This window comes from Caulobacter sp. BP25 (assembly GCF_002737755.1).
Classification (GTDB): Bacteria; Pseudomonadota; Alphaproteobacteria; order Caulobacterales; family Caulobacteraceae; genus Caulobacter.
In genome coordinates this window covers 21,643-37,152 of the sequence record NZ_PEGH01000013.1, presented here as the reverse complement: position 1 = coordinate 37,152, position 15,510 = coordinate 21,643, and the positions used below count along the sequence as shown (strand labels likewise).

The following is a 15,510-nucleotide window of genomic DNA, read 5'->3' as shown; positions in this document are numbered from 1 at the left end:
ACGACCATGCCCGCACGGATCATCCAGTCCAACGAAACGCCCTTCACCAAGGTCACCGTCGATCCCGTCACGCTTGAGGTGATCGAGAACGCCCTGCGCAACGCCCGCATCGAGATGGACGCCACCCTGGTGCGCACCGCCATGTCGCCGGGCATTCGCGAGCAGGGCGATGCCTTCCCGCTGATCGCCGACCACAAGGGCCGCATGATCGTCGGCCAGTTCGGCTCCTATATCGGCCCGTTCCTCGAGGGCTTCGAGGGCACGGTCGAGGAAGGCGACATGATCTTCCTGTCCGACCCGTACTCGGTCGGCGGCGCGATCAGCCACTCCAACGACTGGCTGGTGCTGCTGCCCGTGTTCAAGGACGGCCGCCTCTTGGCCTACACCTCGATGTTCGGCCACCAGTCGGACATCGGCGGTAAGGTCGTCGGCTCGATGCCGATCGACGCCCGCTCGATCTTCGAGGAGGGCGTGCGCATCCCGCCCGTGAAGATCTGGAAGAAGGGCGAGTACAACGAGGACCTGATCAAGCTAATCATGCACCAGACCCGCAAGCCGGACTGGTGCTCGGCCGACCTCAACGCGCTGATCGCCTCTTGCCGCGTGGCCGCGCGCCGCGTGATCGAGCTGGCCGGCCGCTTCGGGGACGACGTCTACACCTCGGCCTGCGAGGAGCTTCTAGCTCGCAACCATCGCGCCATGGAGCACCTGATCGCCACCTCGATCGGCGAGGCCCCGGTCAGCTTCGAGGACTATGTCTGCGACGACGGCCTGGGCTATGGCCCCTACAAGATCAAGTGCACGATGTGGCGCGAGGGCGGCAAGGTGCACCTGGACTTCACGGGTACCGATCCGCAGAGCCAGGCCTCGATCAACTTCTTCCTGAACGAAAACATGCTGCGCATGTTCTTCGGCATCTACATGATCATGGTCTTCGACCCGCAGATCCTGTTCAACGACGGATTCTACGACTTGATCGAGGTGCACATCCCGGAAGGCTCGCTGCTGAAGCCGAAGTTCCCGGCCGCCCTGTCGGGCCGCACCCACGCGCTGGGCCGGATCTTCGACATCCTGGGCGGTCTGCTCGGCCAGAAGACGCCCGAGTTCCTGTGCGCCGCCGGCTTCTCGTCGTCGCCGCACCTGTTCTATTCGGGCTTCGACGCCAAGGGAAAATGGTTCCAGCTGTTCCAGATCGGCTTTGGCGGCATTCCGGGCAAGCCGATGGGCGACGGGCCGGACGGCCACTCGCTGTGGCCGGGCTTCACCAACGTGCCCAACGAGTTCCTTGAGCGCTACTTCCCGCTGATCATCGAGCGCTACGAGACCGTGCCGGACTCCGGCGGTCCTGGCCTGCACCGCGGCGGCAACGGCATCCAGATGACCTACAAGTTCCTGGAAAAGGGCACGATCGCCATTCATGACGACCGTTGGTTCACTGTCCCCTGGGGCGTGAACGGCGGCGAGCCTGGCGCCCGCGCCCGCAAGATCCTGGAGAAGGCCGACGGGACCAGCCAGGTCGTCGGCAACAAGGTCGAGGACCTCGAGGTCGAGGCGGGCGATCGCCTGCACTTCATCACCTGGGGGGGCGGCGGCTGGGGTGATCCGCTGGAGCGCGACCCGGCGCTGGTCGCGCTGGAGGTCGAGCAAGGCCTCGTCACCGCTGGCGGCGCGCGCCGCTATGGCGTGGTGCTGAAGGACGGTCAGGTCGACGCTTCGGCTACCGAGGCGCTGCGGACCAAGATCCGCGCCGAACGTCCCGCCCAGTCGGGTCCGTTCAACTTCGGTCCGGACATCGAGACCCTGCGGGCCAACTGCCTGGCCGAGACGGGTCTGCCGGCGCCGAAGAAGCCGGTCGCTCTGCGCCACACGGCGGCGGCCTGATGAGCCAGCAGGACCTCAAGGCCAACTACGCTGGCGCGTTCGATGGCCGGCTGCCGTTCGGCCAGCGGCCGGCCCTGCTGATCGTCGACGTCGTGGTCGCCTATCTGCGGCCCGGCTCGCCACTCTATGATCCGGCCTTCCAGGTCGCCCTGGAGTCGAACGAGCGGCTGGTCGCGGCCGCTCGGGCGGAGGACGTCCCCGTGGTCTTTACCAATGTGGTCTATGCGGAAGGGGGCCGCGACGGCGGGCTCTTCTACCGCAAGGTGCCGGCGCTGAAGGCGTTCAAGGCCGGCTCGGCGGACGGGGCGTTCCCGGACACGCTCCAGCCCGCGCCGGGCGATGTCGTCGTCAGCAAGCAATACGCCTCGGCCTTCTTCGGCACGTCGCTGGCCTCGACCCTGACCGCCATGGGGATCGACAGCCTGTTGATCACGGGGTTCTCCACCTCGGGCTGCGTGCGCGCCACGGGGCTGGACGCCCTGCAGCACGGCTTTGTTCCCTATGTCGTCCGGGAAGCCTGCGGTGACCGCCACCCAGGGCCGCACGAGGCCAATCTGTTCGACCTGCAGGCTAAGTACGCCGAGGTTGTCAGCGAGGCCGAGGCGATCGCGCTGTTGGACAAGGCCGCGCGCTAAGCCTTGAATCCTGGCCAAAAAAATGGGGCGGCCTTCGCGGGCCGCCCCTTTAGCTTTGTCTTGGCGTCGGGCTCAGGCCGAGAGGATCTCCAGCGCCACGCGCTCGGCCGACTCCAGCGCCGCCTCCAGGCCCCGGTTCGACGTGCCGGTGTGCTCGCCGCAGAAGTGGACGCGTCCGACCGGCGTGCTCATCTGCCGCGCGAAGGTCGTGATCTGGCCCGGATTGAAGTAGGCCCAGTCGCCGCCGTTGAACGGCTCCAGGCCCCAGCTGTGATAGTAGGCGCCTTTCACCAGGCCCTTGGCGGCCGGACGCAGGCGTTCCAGCTCCGACACGATCATCGCCAGGGCGTTCTCCTTGCCCATGCGGTCCCAGGTCAGAGCCAGTTCGCCCCGGGCGAAGACGCTGAGGCCCGTCACTTCGTCCGGCGTCGGGCCGTAGCGTTGGGCCAGCACCTGGCCTAGCAGGCCGTCTGTCCACATGGTCGGCGGCAGGCCGTCCTTCTCCCAGTAGGGCGCGGACACGGTCAGGAAAGCGATCGAGATGGCTTGGTAGGGCAGGGTGGCCACCGCCTGGGCCTGGGCGCCGGTGAAACCGGGCTCGAAGTTGATATTGCGCAGCACTGAGAACGGCAGAGAGCAGATCACCTTCTTGGCGCGATAGGTCGAGCCGTCGCGGCAGGTGACAACGGCGGTGTCGGGGCCGCTGCTGATAGAGACGATCTCCTTACCCAACAGGATGTCGCCCTTCTGCTTGGACGCCAGGCCCTGGGCAAGCAGCAGGTTGCCACCCTTGACCGCGAAGCTGCCGGGCCCCGCGGCGCTCTGCGCCTTGCCCCAGCCGTCGTTGAATTCGTAGACAAGAGCCGAGGACTGGTGGCCGTTCAGGCCGTAGTAGGGCGCCTTGTCGAACGCAAGGCGAATGGCGGCGTCGTTTAGCCCCTGCTGGCTCAGGAACTGGTGCATCGAGATGTCCAGCGGCGCGCTTTCCGGCGCGATCCAGTCGGCCCAGTCCTTGAGGCGATTGTTCTTGGACACCAGCACCGGCGCTATTTCCCAGGGCATCATGCTCTTCAGCGCCGCCGGGAAGGGGTTGCCGGGCGAAGCGGCCCACTCCTCGCGGGTTAGGGTGACGCCGCCCAGGACGAACTGTTGGCGCGGATCCTTCATGTAGCGCGGGGCGACGTCATAGAGCTCCACGCCGGCGCGGCGGGCCATGTCCATGCCGCGGCCATAGCCCGCGCCCATCGAGTTGAAGCCCATTTCCGGTGTGCCCGGCTGGTCCAGCAGGGTGAAGATGCGGCCGCCGACGCGCTGGCGGCCCTCCAGAATCAGAACCTTTGCGCCTTGCTCCTCGAGCAGGCTCGCCGCGCCCAGGCCAGAGATGCCGGCACCCAGGATGATGACGTCGGGCTCCGACGAAGACGCGGGAGACTTGGCGTCCTTGGGTTTGGCTGCCTTGGGCGCGGCTTGCGCTGCCGGCGCCAGCGCGGCGGCGGCCCCCAGCTGGGCGATGGCGGCTCCAAGGATCGCTTGCCGGCGCGTGAAGGTCATGGGACGCCTCGTGGGATTGATACTGGTCCGAAGAGATTACAGTCCGCCGCGCAAGGCGAGGCATGGATCGTCTTTATCCGCTCGTCGGAGAGCGGCGCAAAAAGAGAACCACGCCGTCCGCTGAGCGGAACGGCGTGGAGTTGACGACACCTCGCTCCGGGGAGAAGCGACGGCGGTCGGGGAGTGATCAGTAGGTGGCCGAGATCGTCACGCCGACGCGTCGGCCTTCGCCCAGATAGATTTCCGGGATGCTGTAGGCGCTCGGGAAACCGGCGCGGGGCTGGTTGATCGAGTTGGTCACGTAGGTCTCGTCGAACAGGTTGTTGGCCCACAGCGCCACGTTGTAGTTGTCCTTCGCCAGGCTGAGCCGGACGTTGGTCAGGGTGCGTGAACCGACTTTCACCGTGTTCAGCAGATTGTTGTACATCGAGCCGGTGTAGTTGACGTCCACGCGGCCTTCGGCGGTCCAGCCGTCGAAGACGTCGTAGCGGCCGACCGCGTGGAGGTTCCACTGCGTCTTGACCGCGCGCTGCGGACGATTGCCGGCGATCGACGGCACGACGCGGGTGGCGCCGTTGGCCAGCGTGATTGTCGTGACCTTACAGCCGGTCGCCGCCGTTCCCGTCGCGGTGACGCATTGCGTGATCGACGAGGCGTCGTAGGCGCCATCCTGGAACTTCGGATCCGAGTAGGTGAGGCTGCCGCCGATCTGGATCGCGTCGGTCGCCTGGAAGTCGGTCTGCAGTTCGAAGCCGTCGACCTTGATGTCGCCCGCGTTGCGGACGATGCGGACCGGATTCACCGCCGTGGGATTGTCCGTATAGGAGGAGACCTGGGCGTTGCTCCAGTCGGTGTGGAACACCGAGGCGTTCAGCAGCAGACGACGGTCCAGCAGGCGGCTCTTGAAGCCGGCCTCATAGGTCCAGTTTTCCTCTTCGTCGTACGAGACCTCGCTGGCCAGGATGCCGGTCGCGCTGACCGCGTTGGCCGTGTTGAAGCCGCCCGAGCGGATACCCTTCGCCGCCGTTGCGTAGGCGAAGATCGTCGGGGTGAACTGGTAGTCGACGCTGAAGCGCGGCGTGATGTTCTTGTAGGTCTTGCGATAGGGCGTGCTGGCGACCGGGAAGACGCCGGCGGCTGGGACGTTCACGTCGTCAATCGGCTTGTAGATGTTCGGTTGGAACGTCGCGTTGGTGACCGAGAACGTCTGGGCCCGCTTTTGGTCGATATTGTAGCGTGCTTCGGCGTTCACCCGCAGCTTGCCGAACTCGTAGCCGACCGAACCGAACAGCGACTTCGTGCGGGTCGCCGACTTGGTGTAGGAGCCAAACAGCTGATTGGCCGAACCATCCCCCGTTAGGAACAGGTTGGCGGTGAAGTCGTACGCGCCGACGCCGGTCGCGGCGGGCGTTCCGACCTGCGTGACCGTCACGTAGCGCTCATTGGCCGCCAGGCCGGTGCTGTCGGCGCCGAGACCGCCTGCCGCCAGCGGGATCATTGAGTTGAAGTAGTAGCCGCCGAACATCCACTTCAGCTTCGAGGAGTCCGGCGATTGCAGGCGGAACTCCTGGCTGACCGTGCGCACCTTCTCACGCGAGGCGACATAGAGATTGGACTTGGCCAGACGCGTGTAGGCGCCGTTCGCCAGGCATCCGGCGCCGAGAGTGCAGACGCCGAACTGCACGCCGCCGCTGGTGACGTCGTAGTCCGAATAGGCCTGGTTTTGCGAAGCGGTCACGCCGCTGACGCTGACGAACGAGGCCCAACCCAGGTCCCACTTCATATCCAGGGCGACTTGGGCGTTCTTGGAGCGCGTGTCGGGGATGTCGGTCGACATGTCGCTGGTCTTGGGCGTGGTCACCTCGCCGCAGTACAGCGTGGGCAGGCCGGTGGAGGCGTTCGTGGTGCCGCAGTTGAACTTGCCGAGCGCTAGCACGGAGCTAGGCGAGGCCTCGACCGCCGACTTGGTGTAGAAGCCCGACAGCTTGGCCGTGAAGGTGTCGGTCGGCGCCCATTCGAGCGAGCCGGCGATGGCCTTCTTGTCGAAGCCGCCCAGCTTGTCGCTGGTGGCGGCGTTCTTGCCGAAGCCGTCATAGGTCGCATAGCCGGCCGACAGGCGACCGTACAGGTTCTCGGCGACCGGGCCCGACACAGTGCCCTTCACGCGGAAGTCCTTGTCGACGCCGGCGGTGGCCGAGAAGGCGCCCGACAGGTCGTGGCTGGGGCCTTTGGTCGTGATGCCCATCGCGCCGGCGAAGGTCGACCGACCGTAGAGCGCGCTCTGCGGGCCCTTGGCGATTTCGATCTGGCCGGGGTCAAGGACGGAGATCACGTCCAGCGTGTTGCGGCTGGTCTGGTAGATGCCGTCAATGAACACACCGACGTTGCCGTCGACGTTGAGGTCGTTGGCGGTATTGGCCGGGGCGAGGCCGCGCAGATAGATCAGCAGGGTGGTGCCGCCGGTGATCGACGTGATCGCCACGCCGGGCGTGCTGTTCGACAGGTCCGCCAGGTTGCTGATGTTGCGGGCTTCCAGATCCTTGGCCGAGAGGGCGCTGATCGAGATCGGCACCGTCTGGACGTCTTCGGCGCGCTTCCGCGCTGTGACGACGATTTCGCCGATTTCGACGGCGCCGCTGGGCGCGGCGCTCTGCGCCAGGGCGAGCGACGGAACGCCGACGGCCAGGGCCGCGCTGGTGATCAAGAGCGCTTTAGCGCTTCTGGTGATCCGTTTCGTGTTCATAGCGAAATCCCCCAATTGCTGTTTTCCGACCATCGTTTGGCGCGCCTCATTCGTGGGCGACAGGGGTATGCTGCAGAAACCAACGGTATCGGATGCGGCGGCAGATCGCTTTTATCCGACGTGCGAGAAACGCCACCCCGACCCGACTTCAATTGGTCTATTCATGGGCCATTTGGGTCGAAATTCGCATCAAACCTTACGCACTTCGCACCCTGAGGTCGAAGCCCCGCACGCTCCGGATGCGTGGGTGGAAGCGCTCGCGCCGTCTCTTCTGCAAATGAAAACGCGCGGACGCCAAGGGCGGCCGCGCGTTCAGAGCTCGTCGCGTTTTAGCGCGGCAGGACCTGCGTCAGATAGGTCTCGACGATCGACGCGAAGCGTTCCGGAACCTCGATGGGCGGATAGTGACCGACGTCGTCGAGCGCGACCATCGAGGGGATAACGCTCGTGAGGCGATCGCGCAGATCCGTGCCCACCTTCGGCGGCAGCACCGGATCGCGCATGCCCCAGATGATCAAGGTCGGCGTCTTGACAGCCTTGAGCCGCTTGGCCGTCTCCTCGCCATTGCCGGCTAGGGCCAGCAGGTGGACCATGTTGGGTTCGGCGCCGCGTCGACCCATGTCGTAGCTGACTTGGATCTTCTTGTCGGTGATCCGCGCGGGGTCGCCGTAAAGCCAAGTCAGATAGGTTCGCCACCAGGCCTTGTCCTGCAGTCCCGTGGCCTTGATCCGGGCGTTGGCCGCAGTGATCTCGGGCGGGGGAACCAGGCCGAGTCGATCAAGCGGCTCCGACGGGCAGTTGGACAGCACGATGGCTTTGACGCGATCTGGATGCCCCGCCGCCAGATAGTAGGCCATAGTGCCGCCGCTAGAGACGCCAACAGCGATGACCTGCTTGATCTTCAGGTGATCCAGGAAGCCGATCATCAGAGCATCCGGGCCCGTCAGCGTGGCCTTCGAGGCCTCGCTGACCGAACCCGACAGGCCCATGGGCGGCACGTCGAAGCGGATGACCCGATAGCGGCGCTTCAAGACCTCGGCGACCCCGTCCCAGGTTTCTAGCGTGCTCTGCGAGCCGTGAAGCAGAAGGATCGGCTGACCGCGACCTTCGTCACGATAGCGCACCTCCACGCCACCCAGGGTCACCAGCTTGTCGGCCGGCGTCATGTAGCGGGCGCGCAGTTGAGCGACGCTGAGCTTGCCCTCCTGCGGCAGTTCGGCGGCGGACGCCGTCCCGGCCGCTAGGGCGGCCAGGGACGTTGCGATGAGGGTGCGGCGATCCATCGGCGTCCCGATCAGGCCGGTTTCTTGGGAAAGGTTGGGACCGGCGGTGGCTGCGGCGGCGTCCAGCCCGGCGGAACCGGCGCCGGCGTCTGTTGCCGGGCGTAGTTCTCAAGGCTCGACAGCGACGGGCCATAGTCCTCGGTCGGGGCGCTGAGGAACTTCGGGTCAACCGCGCGGGCGGCCTCGACCAGGTCCGGCTTAAGGTCCTTCACGCCGCCGGGCAGGGTCCCGAAGGTCGTGAAGTATGAGACGTGACCCTCGGCCTGGCCCATCAGCATCCAGGGCAGCCACGGCGTGATACGCGACCACGCGCCGACATGCGGAATGTGGGTCAGGTGGGGGTTCTCGGCGTCCTTGCGCTTGATCGTGTAGATGAAGTGCTCGGAGACGCGGTTCATCGGACCTGAGGACTCGCGCGGCCATTTGTCGGGCTGCAGCGCGTTCGGATACATCATGTCGATGCCGGTGCGGCAGATCAGGGTGTCTTCCGGACCCGCAGTCCAGTCCAGCAGGTAAGGCCGTTTGGGCGCCTTGGCGGTCTGCAGGCCGCCGTACGAGGGCGGGTCGGGCAGGTACTCGCTGATCGTGAAGTTGAACGGGTCGTTGGCGATCGGCACGACCCGGACGTCTTCGTTCGTATAGGGGTTGTGCCAGGTCTTGAGGACCTCGCCGGTCTTGCTGTCGCGATAGAAGACGATCTCGCGCAGCATCCGTCGCCAGCTGCCGTCTTCCAGGCGCTTGATGCGAACGAAGCTGAACCCCTCGACCTCGAACAGCGGGCGGACTGGTTCGTTGGGGCGGACGCCGAAGGCGGTGCCGCGGATCCAACCGCACTTTTCCTTGGTCGGATCGACGTCGGCGTCCATCCGGGCGTAGGTGTCGCGGTTCCACTTGGGGTCCTTGAAATCGACCTTGGTGACGAAGTCGATCTTCGGCTTGGCGTTGGCGCTGGTGGCTGAAACCGAAAGCGCGGCGGCGGCCAGACCCGCTAGTCCAAGTCCTTCGCGGCGAGTCATTTTGGCGGGCATGATCGTCTCCTCAAACTGTACGGTCACGATCGGACGGCCAGCGTTGTCGATGCAACCCATGCTCGCCTTGTATCCGCGCTACGGACAAAAGGGGCTCGGAGCGGCACGGGCGCGCGCGAGTTCAGCTTAGACTCCGACAGGTTCAGTAGGGCGAGTCACATGAAGAACGCTGGGCGAAATCAGGCCGCATCAAGGATCGTCGCCGCGCTGGCTTTTGCTCTGTTGAGCGCTGGAAACGCCTGGAGCGAGCAAGTTCCGACGGCCGAGGCAGATCGCGCCGTTCTGGAGGCGCGCTTCGCCCAGCTGAAGGGCGGTATCATGACCACCTATGCGCCGGCTGAACGCGCCGCAGGCAAGACCGGCTCGACGCCTCCGTCGCGCGCAACGGCGCCTAAGATCGCGGCGCCGGCCCTGGACGCAGCCGAAGCCTACGCCCGCGCCAACCGCTCGACGGCCTTTATCGTCTGGAGGGATGGCGCGATCGAGCGCGAGACCTATTTCGGCGAGACAAAGACCGATACGCCGCTGGTCTCGAAATCGCTGTCGAAGCCCCTGGGCGTGGTCCTGGTGGGGCGCGCCATCCAGCTGGGCTACATCAAGTCGCTGGACCAGCCCGTCGCCGACTTCATCCCCGAATGGAAGGGCGACGATCGGTCGAAGATCCTGATCCGGCACTTGCTGGACATGCGCACCGGCCTGATGCCGCAAGGGCCCGCCCCAACGGCCGACCACATCCTCAACCGCGCTTATCTCAGCCCACGGCACGAAGAGGTGCTGATCGCCGAATATCCCCTGGTGGCCAAGCCCGGCGAGCGATTCGACTACAGCAACGCCAACGCCGAGCTGGTGGCGATCGTCCTAGAGCGCGCCGCAAAGCAGCGTTTCTCGACCTTCCTGTCGCAGCAGCTGCTCCAGCCTACCGGCGCGCCTGACGTGAGCGTCTGGCTGAACCGACCCGGCGGCGTGGCGCATGCGGGCTGCTGCATGATGACGCCCGCCCAGACCTGGCTGCGGCTGGCCATCCTGATCATGGACGACGGCGTCTGGAACGGTAAGCGTCTGCTGCCCAAGGGCTTCGTGACCGAGATGCGGACGGCCACGCCGCAGAACCCGCATGTCGGCATGGGCCTCTATCTGGGCGAGCCCTATGCGCAGCGCCGCGGCTTCGGCGCGCTGGACGTCGCTGGACCGCGAGTGCTGCACAGCGAACCCTATCTCGCCAAGGACCTCGTCCTGTTCGACGGCAATTCAAACCAGGTGGTCTACATCGCGCCATCCCGTCGCCTGATCGTGCTCCGTTTGGGTGAGACCCCGCCCGCGTCGCCCGAATGGGATAATGCGATCCTGCCCAACACCATCCTTCGCGGCCTTGAGGCCGGCGCTTCTTCCTCGGGAGTTTCAAAATGATCGACAGCACCCGCCGTGGTCTGGTCGTCACGGGCTTCGCGGCTGTCGCCGGCGCCGGTCTGGCCGTGCAGTCGGCGCAGGCCGCGCCCAGTCTCGACCTGTCCGACGGCAAGAAGCGCCTGCGGGCCTTCATGCGCCTGCGCGGATCGCTGGACCAATCGCTGGTCGCCGGCTGCATCAGCGGCCGCTACTACGGCGTGGTCGGCGCCGAGGTGCGCCCGCTCTACGGGGTGACCGCTTCCACCTTCGTCCGGTATCGCGAGCTGCCTGACGGTCGGTTTGAAGGCTTCACCTACGAGGTCGCCTATTTCACCGATCTCGAGACCGGCAAGGTCATGGACCGCTGGGCCAACCCGTACACGGGCGAGACCGTCGACGTCGCTCACACCTTCACCAAGCCGGCGCGCGTCGTGATCGGCGAGGATCTGGTGATCCGGCCCGAGCCGGCGATCCCGGGCTTGCAGATCCGTCACGCCACCTTGTCGCCGCTGATCATCGGACCTGACCTTTGGTGGACCGAGGAGGTCCTGACCGAAGCGCAGATTCCGGGGATGGCCAAGCCGCTGCACTACAGCGAGCTGGTCACCTTACAGACCAGCGTCGCTGAACTGGCGTCGAACAAGACCTCACGCGTGACCTGCCGCAACGCCTATAGCTCCGTCGTCAACTGGCGCCCGTGGCTGAAGATGGGCGACGCCCCCGGGCACCTGATGGGCAACGGCGCCGGCGCCTGGGGCGTCGCCATAAAGGACCTGCCGGCGGCTTGGATCGAAGCGACGAAGGAACGGCATCCGGATGTGCTCACCGATCCTGGCGCGCGGCTCGAGCCGTTGTGGCGCAAGGCCTAGGAGAGGGCGTGATGATCGATCGTCGATCCCTTCTGGCGGCTGTCGCCACGCTGGCCGCCGCGCCGGCCATGGCTGCGTCCCTGCGGACCCTGACCACCGATGACGGTCGCCAGGTCCAGGTCAGCGTCTGGAAGGCGTCGGGCAAGCCGAAGGGCTTGATCCTTTTCTCGCATGGTGCGCTGTCGGCTCCCGGCAAGTACGTGAATCTGCTGGAGCCCTGGCGCGCCGCTGGTTTCGATATCGCCGCGCCCCTGCATGTCGACTCCACCGACCATCCCGATCGCGCCAAGTATGGCATGGCCGACAGCTGGAAGGCGCGGCTGCTGGACATGCGCGCCTTGGCCAAGGCTTTCGCGGGCGGCAAGCCTTACATCGCCGCGGGTCACTCCTACGGTGCCCTTGTCGCCTTGACGCTTGGCGGCGCCGCCGCCGAGCGTCCGGCAGGCTTCGAAGGGTCTCTGTCGGATGCGACGATCAAGGCGGTGGTGGCCTTCTCGCCGCCGGGCGTGACGCCGGGCCTGATCTCGGCCGAAGGGTTCAAGAGCCTGGCCAGGCCCGCCCTGATCCAGACGGGAACCCTGGACGTGCCGCCGGGCGCGCCGGACTGGCGGGTCCATCTCGCCGCGTTCGAGAACGCCCCGCCGGGCGACAAGTACGGCTTGGTGCTTGAAGGGGTGGACCACTACTTCGGTCACCTGATCTGCCGCCCGGAACGCGACGTTCCAGCCCAAAGCGAGGGCCTGAAACGGGGCGTGGAGATCTCCGCCCAGTTCCTCGCCGCCTATGGCGCGGGGGATCGCAAGGCCGCCGCCGCGCTGACCGCCGCGATCGGAAAGGACGCCGTCGGCGAACTCACTCTGCGGTGAGGTTGAATTTCCCTGCCAGAGGTAGGGGCTTTTCGCTTGAGCGCTGCACCTCCTTCGAGTGATAATGATATATTATTATATCAGGAGGGGGCGATGAACCTGAACGAACTGGATGTGCTGCGCTGGGTTCACATCCTGGCGATGGTCTACTGGCTTGGCGGCGAGTGGGGCGTCTTCCAGACGTCGTACAACATCGTCAACCGCAAGCTCTCGCTGGAGGAGCGACGTCGCCACCTGGAGACGGCCTATCGGATCGACATCCTGGCGCGCACGGGGATCATCTTGCTGCTGCCGCTGGGCCTGCACATGGGCCACATCTATGGGATTCAGCCCTATGGCGGCGGCTTCCTGGTTGGCATGTGGATCGCTTTCGCGGCCTGGCTTTGTCTGACCTGGAGCGCGTTCCTGGCGCGCGAATCCGACCTGGGCATCCGTCTGACCAAGATCGACGAAGGCCTGCGCTACGTCCTGATCCCGTTGATCTTCATCGTGGGCGTCTCTTCGATGCTGGGCCATGGTCCGCTGGAGGCCGGTCCCGGGACCCTGTGGTACCCGGCCAAGCTGACGCTGTACGGCTTCACCCTGATCATCGGCCTTGGCCTGCGCTTCGTCATGCGCGCCTGGACGGTTCGTTTCCGTCGCCTGGCCGAAGGTCCCAATCCCGCCGAAGAGGCCGCGCTGGAACGCGAGATCGTGCTGGCCCGCCTGATGGCCTATGTCTACTGGATCACGATCGCGGGCGTCTGTTTCCTGGGCGCCACCAAGCCCTTCTAGAAGCGCCGGCGTGAACGGCAAAACGCCCGGCGGAAGGTCCCACCGGGCGTTTTCTATGCGCGGAAGACGCGGCGATCAGCCTGGATAGGGCGACATTCTCGCGAAGTGCTCACCGATCTCACGCCGGGTCGCGATCCAGACGCCGGGCTTGGCGTTGGCGTGCTGGAGCAGCTTATCCAGCGCCCAGGAGCGACCGGGGCGGCCGATGATGCGCAGGTGCAGGCCGATCGACAGTATGGCCGGATGTTCGCCGCCCTCGGCGTAGAGGGTGTCGAAGCTGTCGATGGCGTAGTCCAGCCAGTCTCGCGCCGTATAGGCCGGATCGCTCCACATCTTCATGTCGTTGGTGTCGATCTGGTAGGGGATCACCACGATCGGCTTGCCGTCGGGCGCATCCCAGAACGGATACTCATCCGAGAAGTCGTCCATGCTGTAGAGGAAGCCCTCCTCGGCCAGCAGCCGGCGGGTGTTGTCGGTCGTCAGATAGCGGCTCAGCCAGCCGACCGGGCGCTGGCCCGTCGTGGCCTCGATCGAGTCCGCTGCCTTGCGGATGAAGGCCCGCTCGGCCGTCTCGTCCATCTTGTACTGGAACTGCCAGCGATAACCGTGGCTGCAGGGCTCGTGGCCCGCGGCGACGATGGCCTTGGCTAGATCGGGTTCGCCCTCCAGAGACTGAGCGCAGATGGTCCAGGTGGATTTGGCCCCGTGCTTGGCCAGGATATCGAGAACGCGCCGCGCGCCGACCTTCAGGCCGAACTGGTAGTTGCTCTCGTTGGGATAGTTGCGGATCGGATCCTTGACGAACATGCCCAGTTCGTCGACCGCCTCCATGCCCTTGTCGCCGCGGGCGATCGAGCGTTCGGACCCTTCCTCGACATTGACGACGATGGATAGGGCGAGGCGTTGGCCCTCGGGCCATCTGCGGGCGGTGGACATGGGAAACTCCGGAAACGTCGGTGTCGGCTAGCGGAAGGGGAAGTTGGGCTTACGCTTCTCGAGAAAGGCCGCGCGGCCCTCCTGGAAATCGGCGGCTTGCGTGGCTTCCAGGAAGGCGGCGCGGGTGCGGTCGTCGTCGCGGCTCTGTCCTGCCAGGATCAGACCGATGATCGCCTTTATCCCGCGCGTGCTCCATTGCGAGGCGGCGGCGATCTGGTCGACCTTCGTCTGAAGCGCCGCGTCGAAGCTCTCCGGCGGAACGACGAGGTTGAGCAGGCCGATGGCTCGGGCTTCCTCGGCGTCGAGAATACGGCCCGTGAACAGGATGTCCTTGGCGTTGGCGGGGCCTACCGCGTCGACCAGCCGCTTGGTGTCCTCGAGCGAATAGACGAGGCCCAGCTTGGCCGGCGTGATGCCGAAGCGGGCGGAGCTATCGGCGACGCGAAGATCGCAAGCCAGGGCCAGGGCCATGCCGCCGCCCACGCAAGGGCCGCGTACCGCCGCCAAGGTCGGCTTGGAGAAGTCGGAAAGGGCGTTGACGGCCTGGGTGATCAGCTCGGCATAGGCCTGGGCGCTCTCGGCATTGGCCCAAACGCGCTCGAATTCACTGATGTCCGCGCCCGCCGAAAACACACCGCCGGCGCCGGTCAAGACCAGAACCTTGGCCGACGAGCGGTCGACGGTCGCGAGCGCCTCTGGGAGGGCGCGCCACATCGCCTGGCTCATCGCGTTCTTGCGCGCGGGCTGATCCAGGGTCAGGACGGCGTGTTGCTGAAAGATCTCTAGCGTCAGTGCGCCGTCCGCGAAGGTCTCGATCATTGTCCTGAACTCGGTGGTTTCATGGGGCGAAACTGACGCTTTTTTACACTGCCGCGGAGCGAGCGGCGTCCATCGAACAAGCTTCCCAGTCCGTGGTGAGCGGCTCTATCCACCTGGCGACTTTCACGCGCCCGAGCATGGTGCAGAGTCGCTGTGTGGTCATACTTGGCAAGCATAGGCTCCAGTTGATGAGGCTCATTGTGTTGAAGTCGTTCTTGGAGTTCCTGATCCTCGGCTTCGCGACCGTCGCTGTGTGCGGTCTCGTCGCGACGCCTCATGATGAAAAAAGCCACGAGCCCCTCTAAGGCGGCGTCACCGTAACGAGTGCGAATTCGATGAAATCGGTCTTGATAGTCCTCGCCGCATGCGGCGCTGTTTCTCTTCCCGTTTCCGCCATGGCCCAGGTGGTCGGCGACGCCCAGGCCGGCAAGAAGGCCTTCATTCAGTGCCAAGCCTGTCACTCGGTCGACGCCAAGGGGCCGTCTCGCATGGGGCCAAGCCTGCATGGGATCTACGGGGCCAAGATCGCCAGCCGTCCGGGCTATTCGCATTATTCGAAGGCCTTGAGCGGTACGCAGGGCAAGTGGGACGACGCCAAGCTGGATCTGTGGCTGACCCGTCCGACCAAGTTCGCCACGGGGACCTCCATGGCTTTCGCGGGTGTTCCCGATCCGAAGCGCCGCGCCGATGTCATCGCCTATTTGAAGACCCTGAAGTAGCGGTCTTCGGAGCGGAAAAT

At 65.6% G+C, this 15,510-nt stretch carries 13 protein-coding genes; 7 read left to right on the top strand and 6 right to left on the bottom strand.

The window, feature by feature from the left end; genetic code table 11:
- Nucleotides 1–6: 6 nt before the first annotated feature.
- Nucleotides 7–1,881: a hydantoinase B/oxoprolinase family protein gene (locus CSW59_RS09480; protein WP_099443820.1), complete on the top strand. Its 1,875-nt coding sequence runs from the start codon at nt 7–9 to the stop codon at nt 1,879–1,881.
- Nucleotides 1,881–2,516 (top strand): isochorismatase family protein, encoded by a 636-nt coding sequence (locus CSW59_RS09475; RefSeq protein WP_099443819.1) that lies wholly within the window; start codon nt 1,881–1,883, stop codon nt 2,514–2,516. Before CSW59_RS09480 ends, CSW59_RS09475 begins: the two co-directional genes overlap by 1 nt.
- A gap of 72 nt (nt 2,517–2,588) precedes the next feature.
- Here CSW59_RS09475 and CSW59_RS09470 read toward each other — a convergent pair whose 3' ends face one another.
- The 4 genes from CSW59_RS09470 to CSW59_RS09455 form a co-directional block, all read right to left on the bottom strand.
- Complete coding sequence (locus CSW59_RS09470) at nt 2,589–4,067, bottom strand: NAD(P)/FAD-dependent oxidoreductase (protein ID WP_099443818.1); 1,479 nt, start codon at nt 4,065–4,067, stop codon at nt 2,589–2,591.
- Nucleotides 4,068–4,254: 187 nt separating this feature from the next.
- The gene (locus CSW59_RS09465; protein ID WP_161495037.1) at nt 4,255–6,810 is read right to left on the bottom strand and encodes a TonB-dependent receptor; all 2,556 of its coding nucleotides are present in this window, start codon (nt 6,808–6,810) and stop codon (nt 4,255–4,257) included.
- Nucleotides 6,811–7,139: 329 nt separating this feature from the next.
- Nucleotides 7,140–8,093 (bottom strand): alpha/beta fold hydrolase, encoded by a 954-nt coding sequence (locus tag CSW59_RS09460; RefSeq protein WP_099443816.1) that lies wholly within the window; start codon nt 8,091–8,093, stop codon nt 7,140–7,142.
- A gap of 11 nt (nt 8,094–8,104) precedes the next feature.
- Complete coding sequence (locus CSW59_RS09455; protein WP_201722764.1) at nt 8,105–9,121, bottom strand: DUF1838 family protein; 1,017 nt, start codon at nt 9,119–9,121, stop codon at nt 8,105–8,107.
- 222 nt (nt 9,122–9,343) lie between these two features.
- Here CSW59_RS09455 and CSW59_RS09450 point away from each other — a divergent pair, with 222 nt between their 5' ends.
- From CSW59_RS09450 to CSW59_RS09435, 4 genes are all read left to right on the top strand, one after another.
- Entirely contained in the window at nt 9,344–10,528 is a 1,185-nt protein-coding gene (locus tag CSW59_RS09450; RefSeq protein WP_161495036.1) for a serine hydrolase, read from the top strand.
- Nucleotides 10,525–11,376 carry a DUF1838 family protein gene (locus CSW59_RS09445; RefSeq protein WP_099443814.1) on the top strand — a complete coding sequence of 284 codons (852 nt, stop codon included), beginning with the start codon at nt 10,525–10,527 and terminating at the stop codon, nt 11,374–11,376. Before CSW59_RS09450 ends, CSW59_RS09445 begins: the two co-directional genes overlap by 4 nt.
- Nucleotides 11,377–11,387: 11 nt before the next feature.
- Entirely contained in the window at nt 11,388–12,242 is an 855-nt protein-coding gene (locus tag CSW59_RS09440; RefSeq protein WP_099443813.1) for an alpha/beta fold hydrolase, read from the top strand.
- A gap of 93 nt (nt 12,243–12,335) precedes the next feature.
- Nucleotides 12,336–13,016, top strand: coding sequence for a hypothetical protein (locus CSW59_RS09435; protein ID WP_099443812.1), 681 nt, complete (start codon nt 12,336–12,338; stop codon nt 13,014–13,016).
- A 75-nt stretch (nt 13,017–13,091) separates the two neighbouring features.
- On the opposite strand, the gene CSW59_RS09430 is transcribed toward CSW59_RS09435, so the two are convergent.
- Together CSW59_RS09430 and CSW59_RS09425 are read right to left on the bottom strand one after the other, a co-directional pair.
- Nucleotides 13,092–13,952, bottom strand: coding sequence for a polysaccharide deacetylase family protein (locus CSW59_RS09430; RefSeq protein WP_099443811.1), 861 nt, complete (start codon nt 13,950–13,952; stop codon nt 13,092–13,094).
- A gap of 27 nt (nt 13,953–13,979) precedes the next feature.
- Entirely contained in the window at nt 13,980–14,771 is a 792-nt protein-coding gene (locus CSW59_RS09425; protein ID WP_099443810.1) for an enoyl-CoA hydratase-related protein, read from the bottom strand.
- Between the two features lie 395 nt (nt 14,772–15,166).
- Between CSW59_RS09425 and CSW59_RS09415 the strand changes: the two genes are divergently transcribed.
- The gene (locus CSW59_RS09415; protein ID WP_201722763.1) at nt 15,167–15,490 is read left to right on the top strand and encodes a cytochrome c family protein; all 324 of its coding nucleotides are present in this window, start codon (nt 15,167–15,169) and stop codon (nt 15,488–15,490) included.
- Nucleotides 15,491–15,510: the final 20 nt, after the last annotated feature.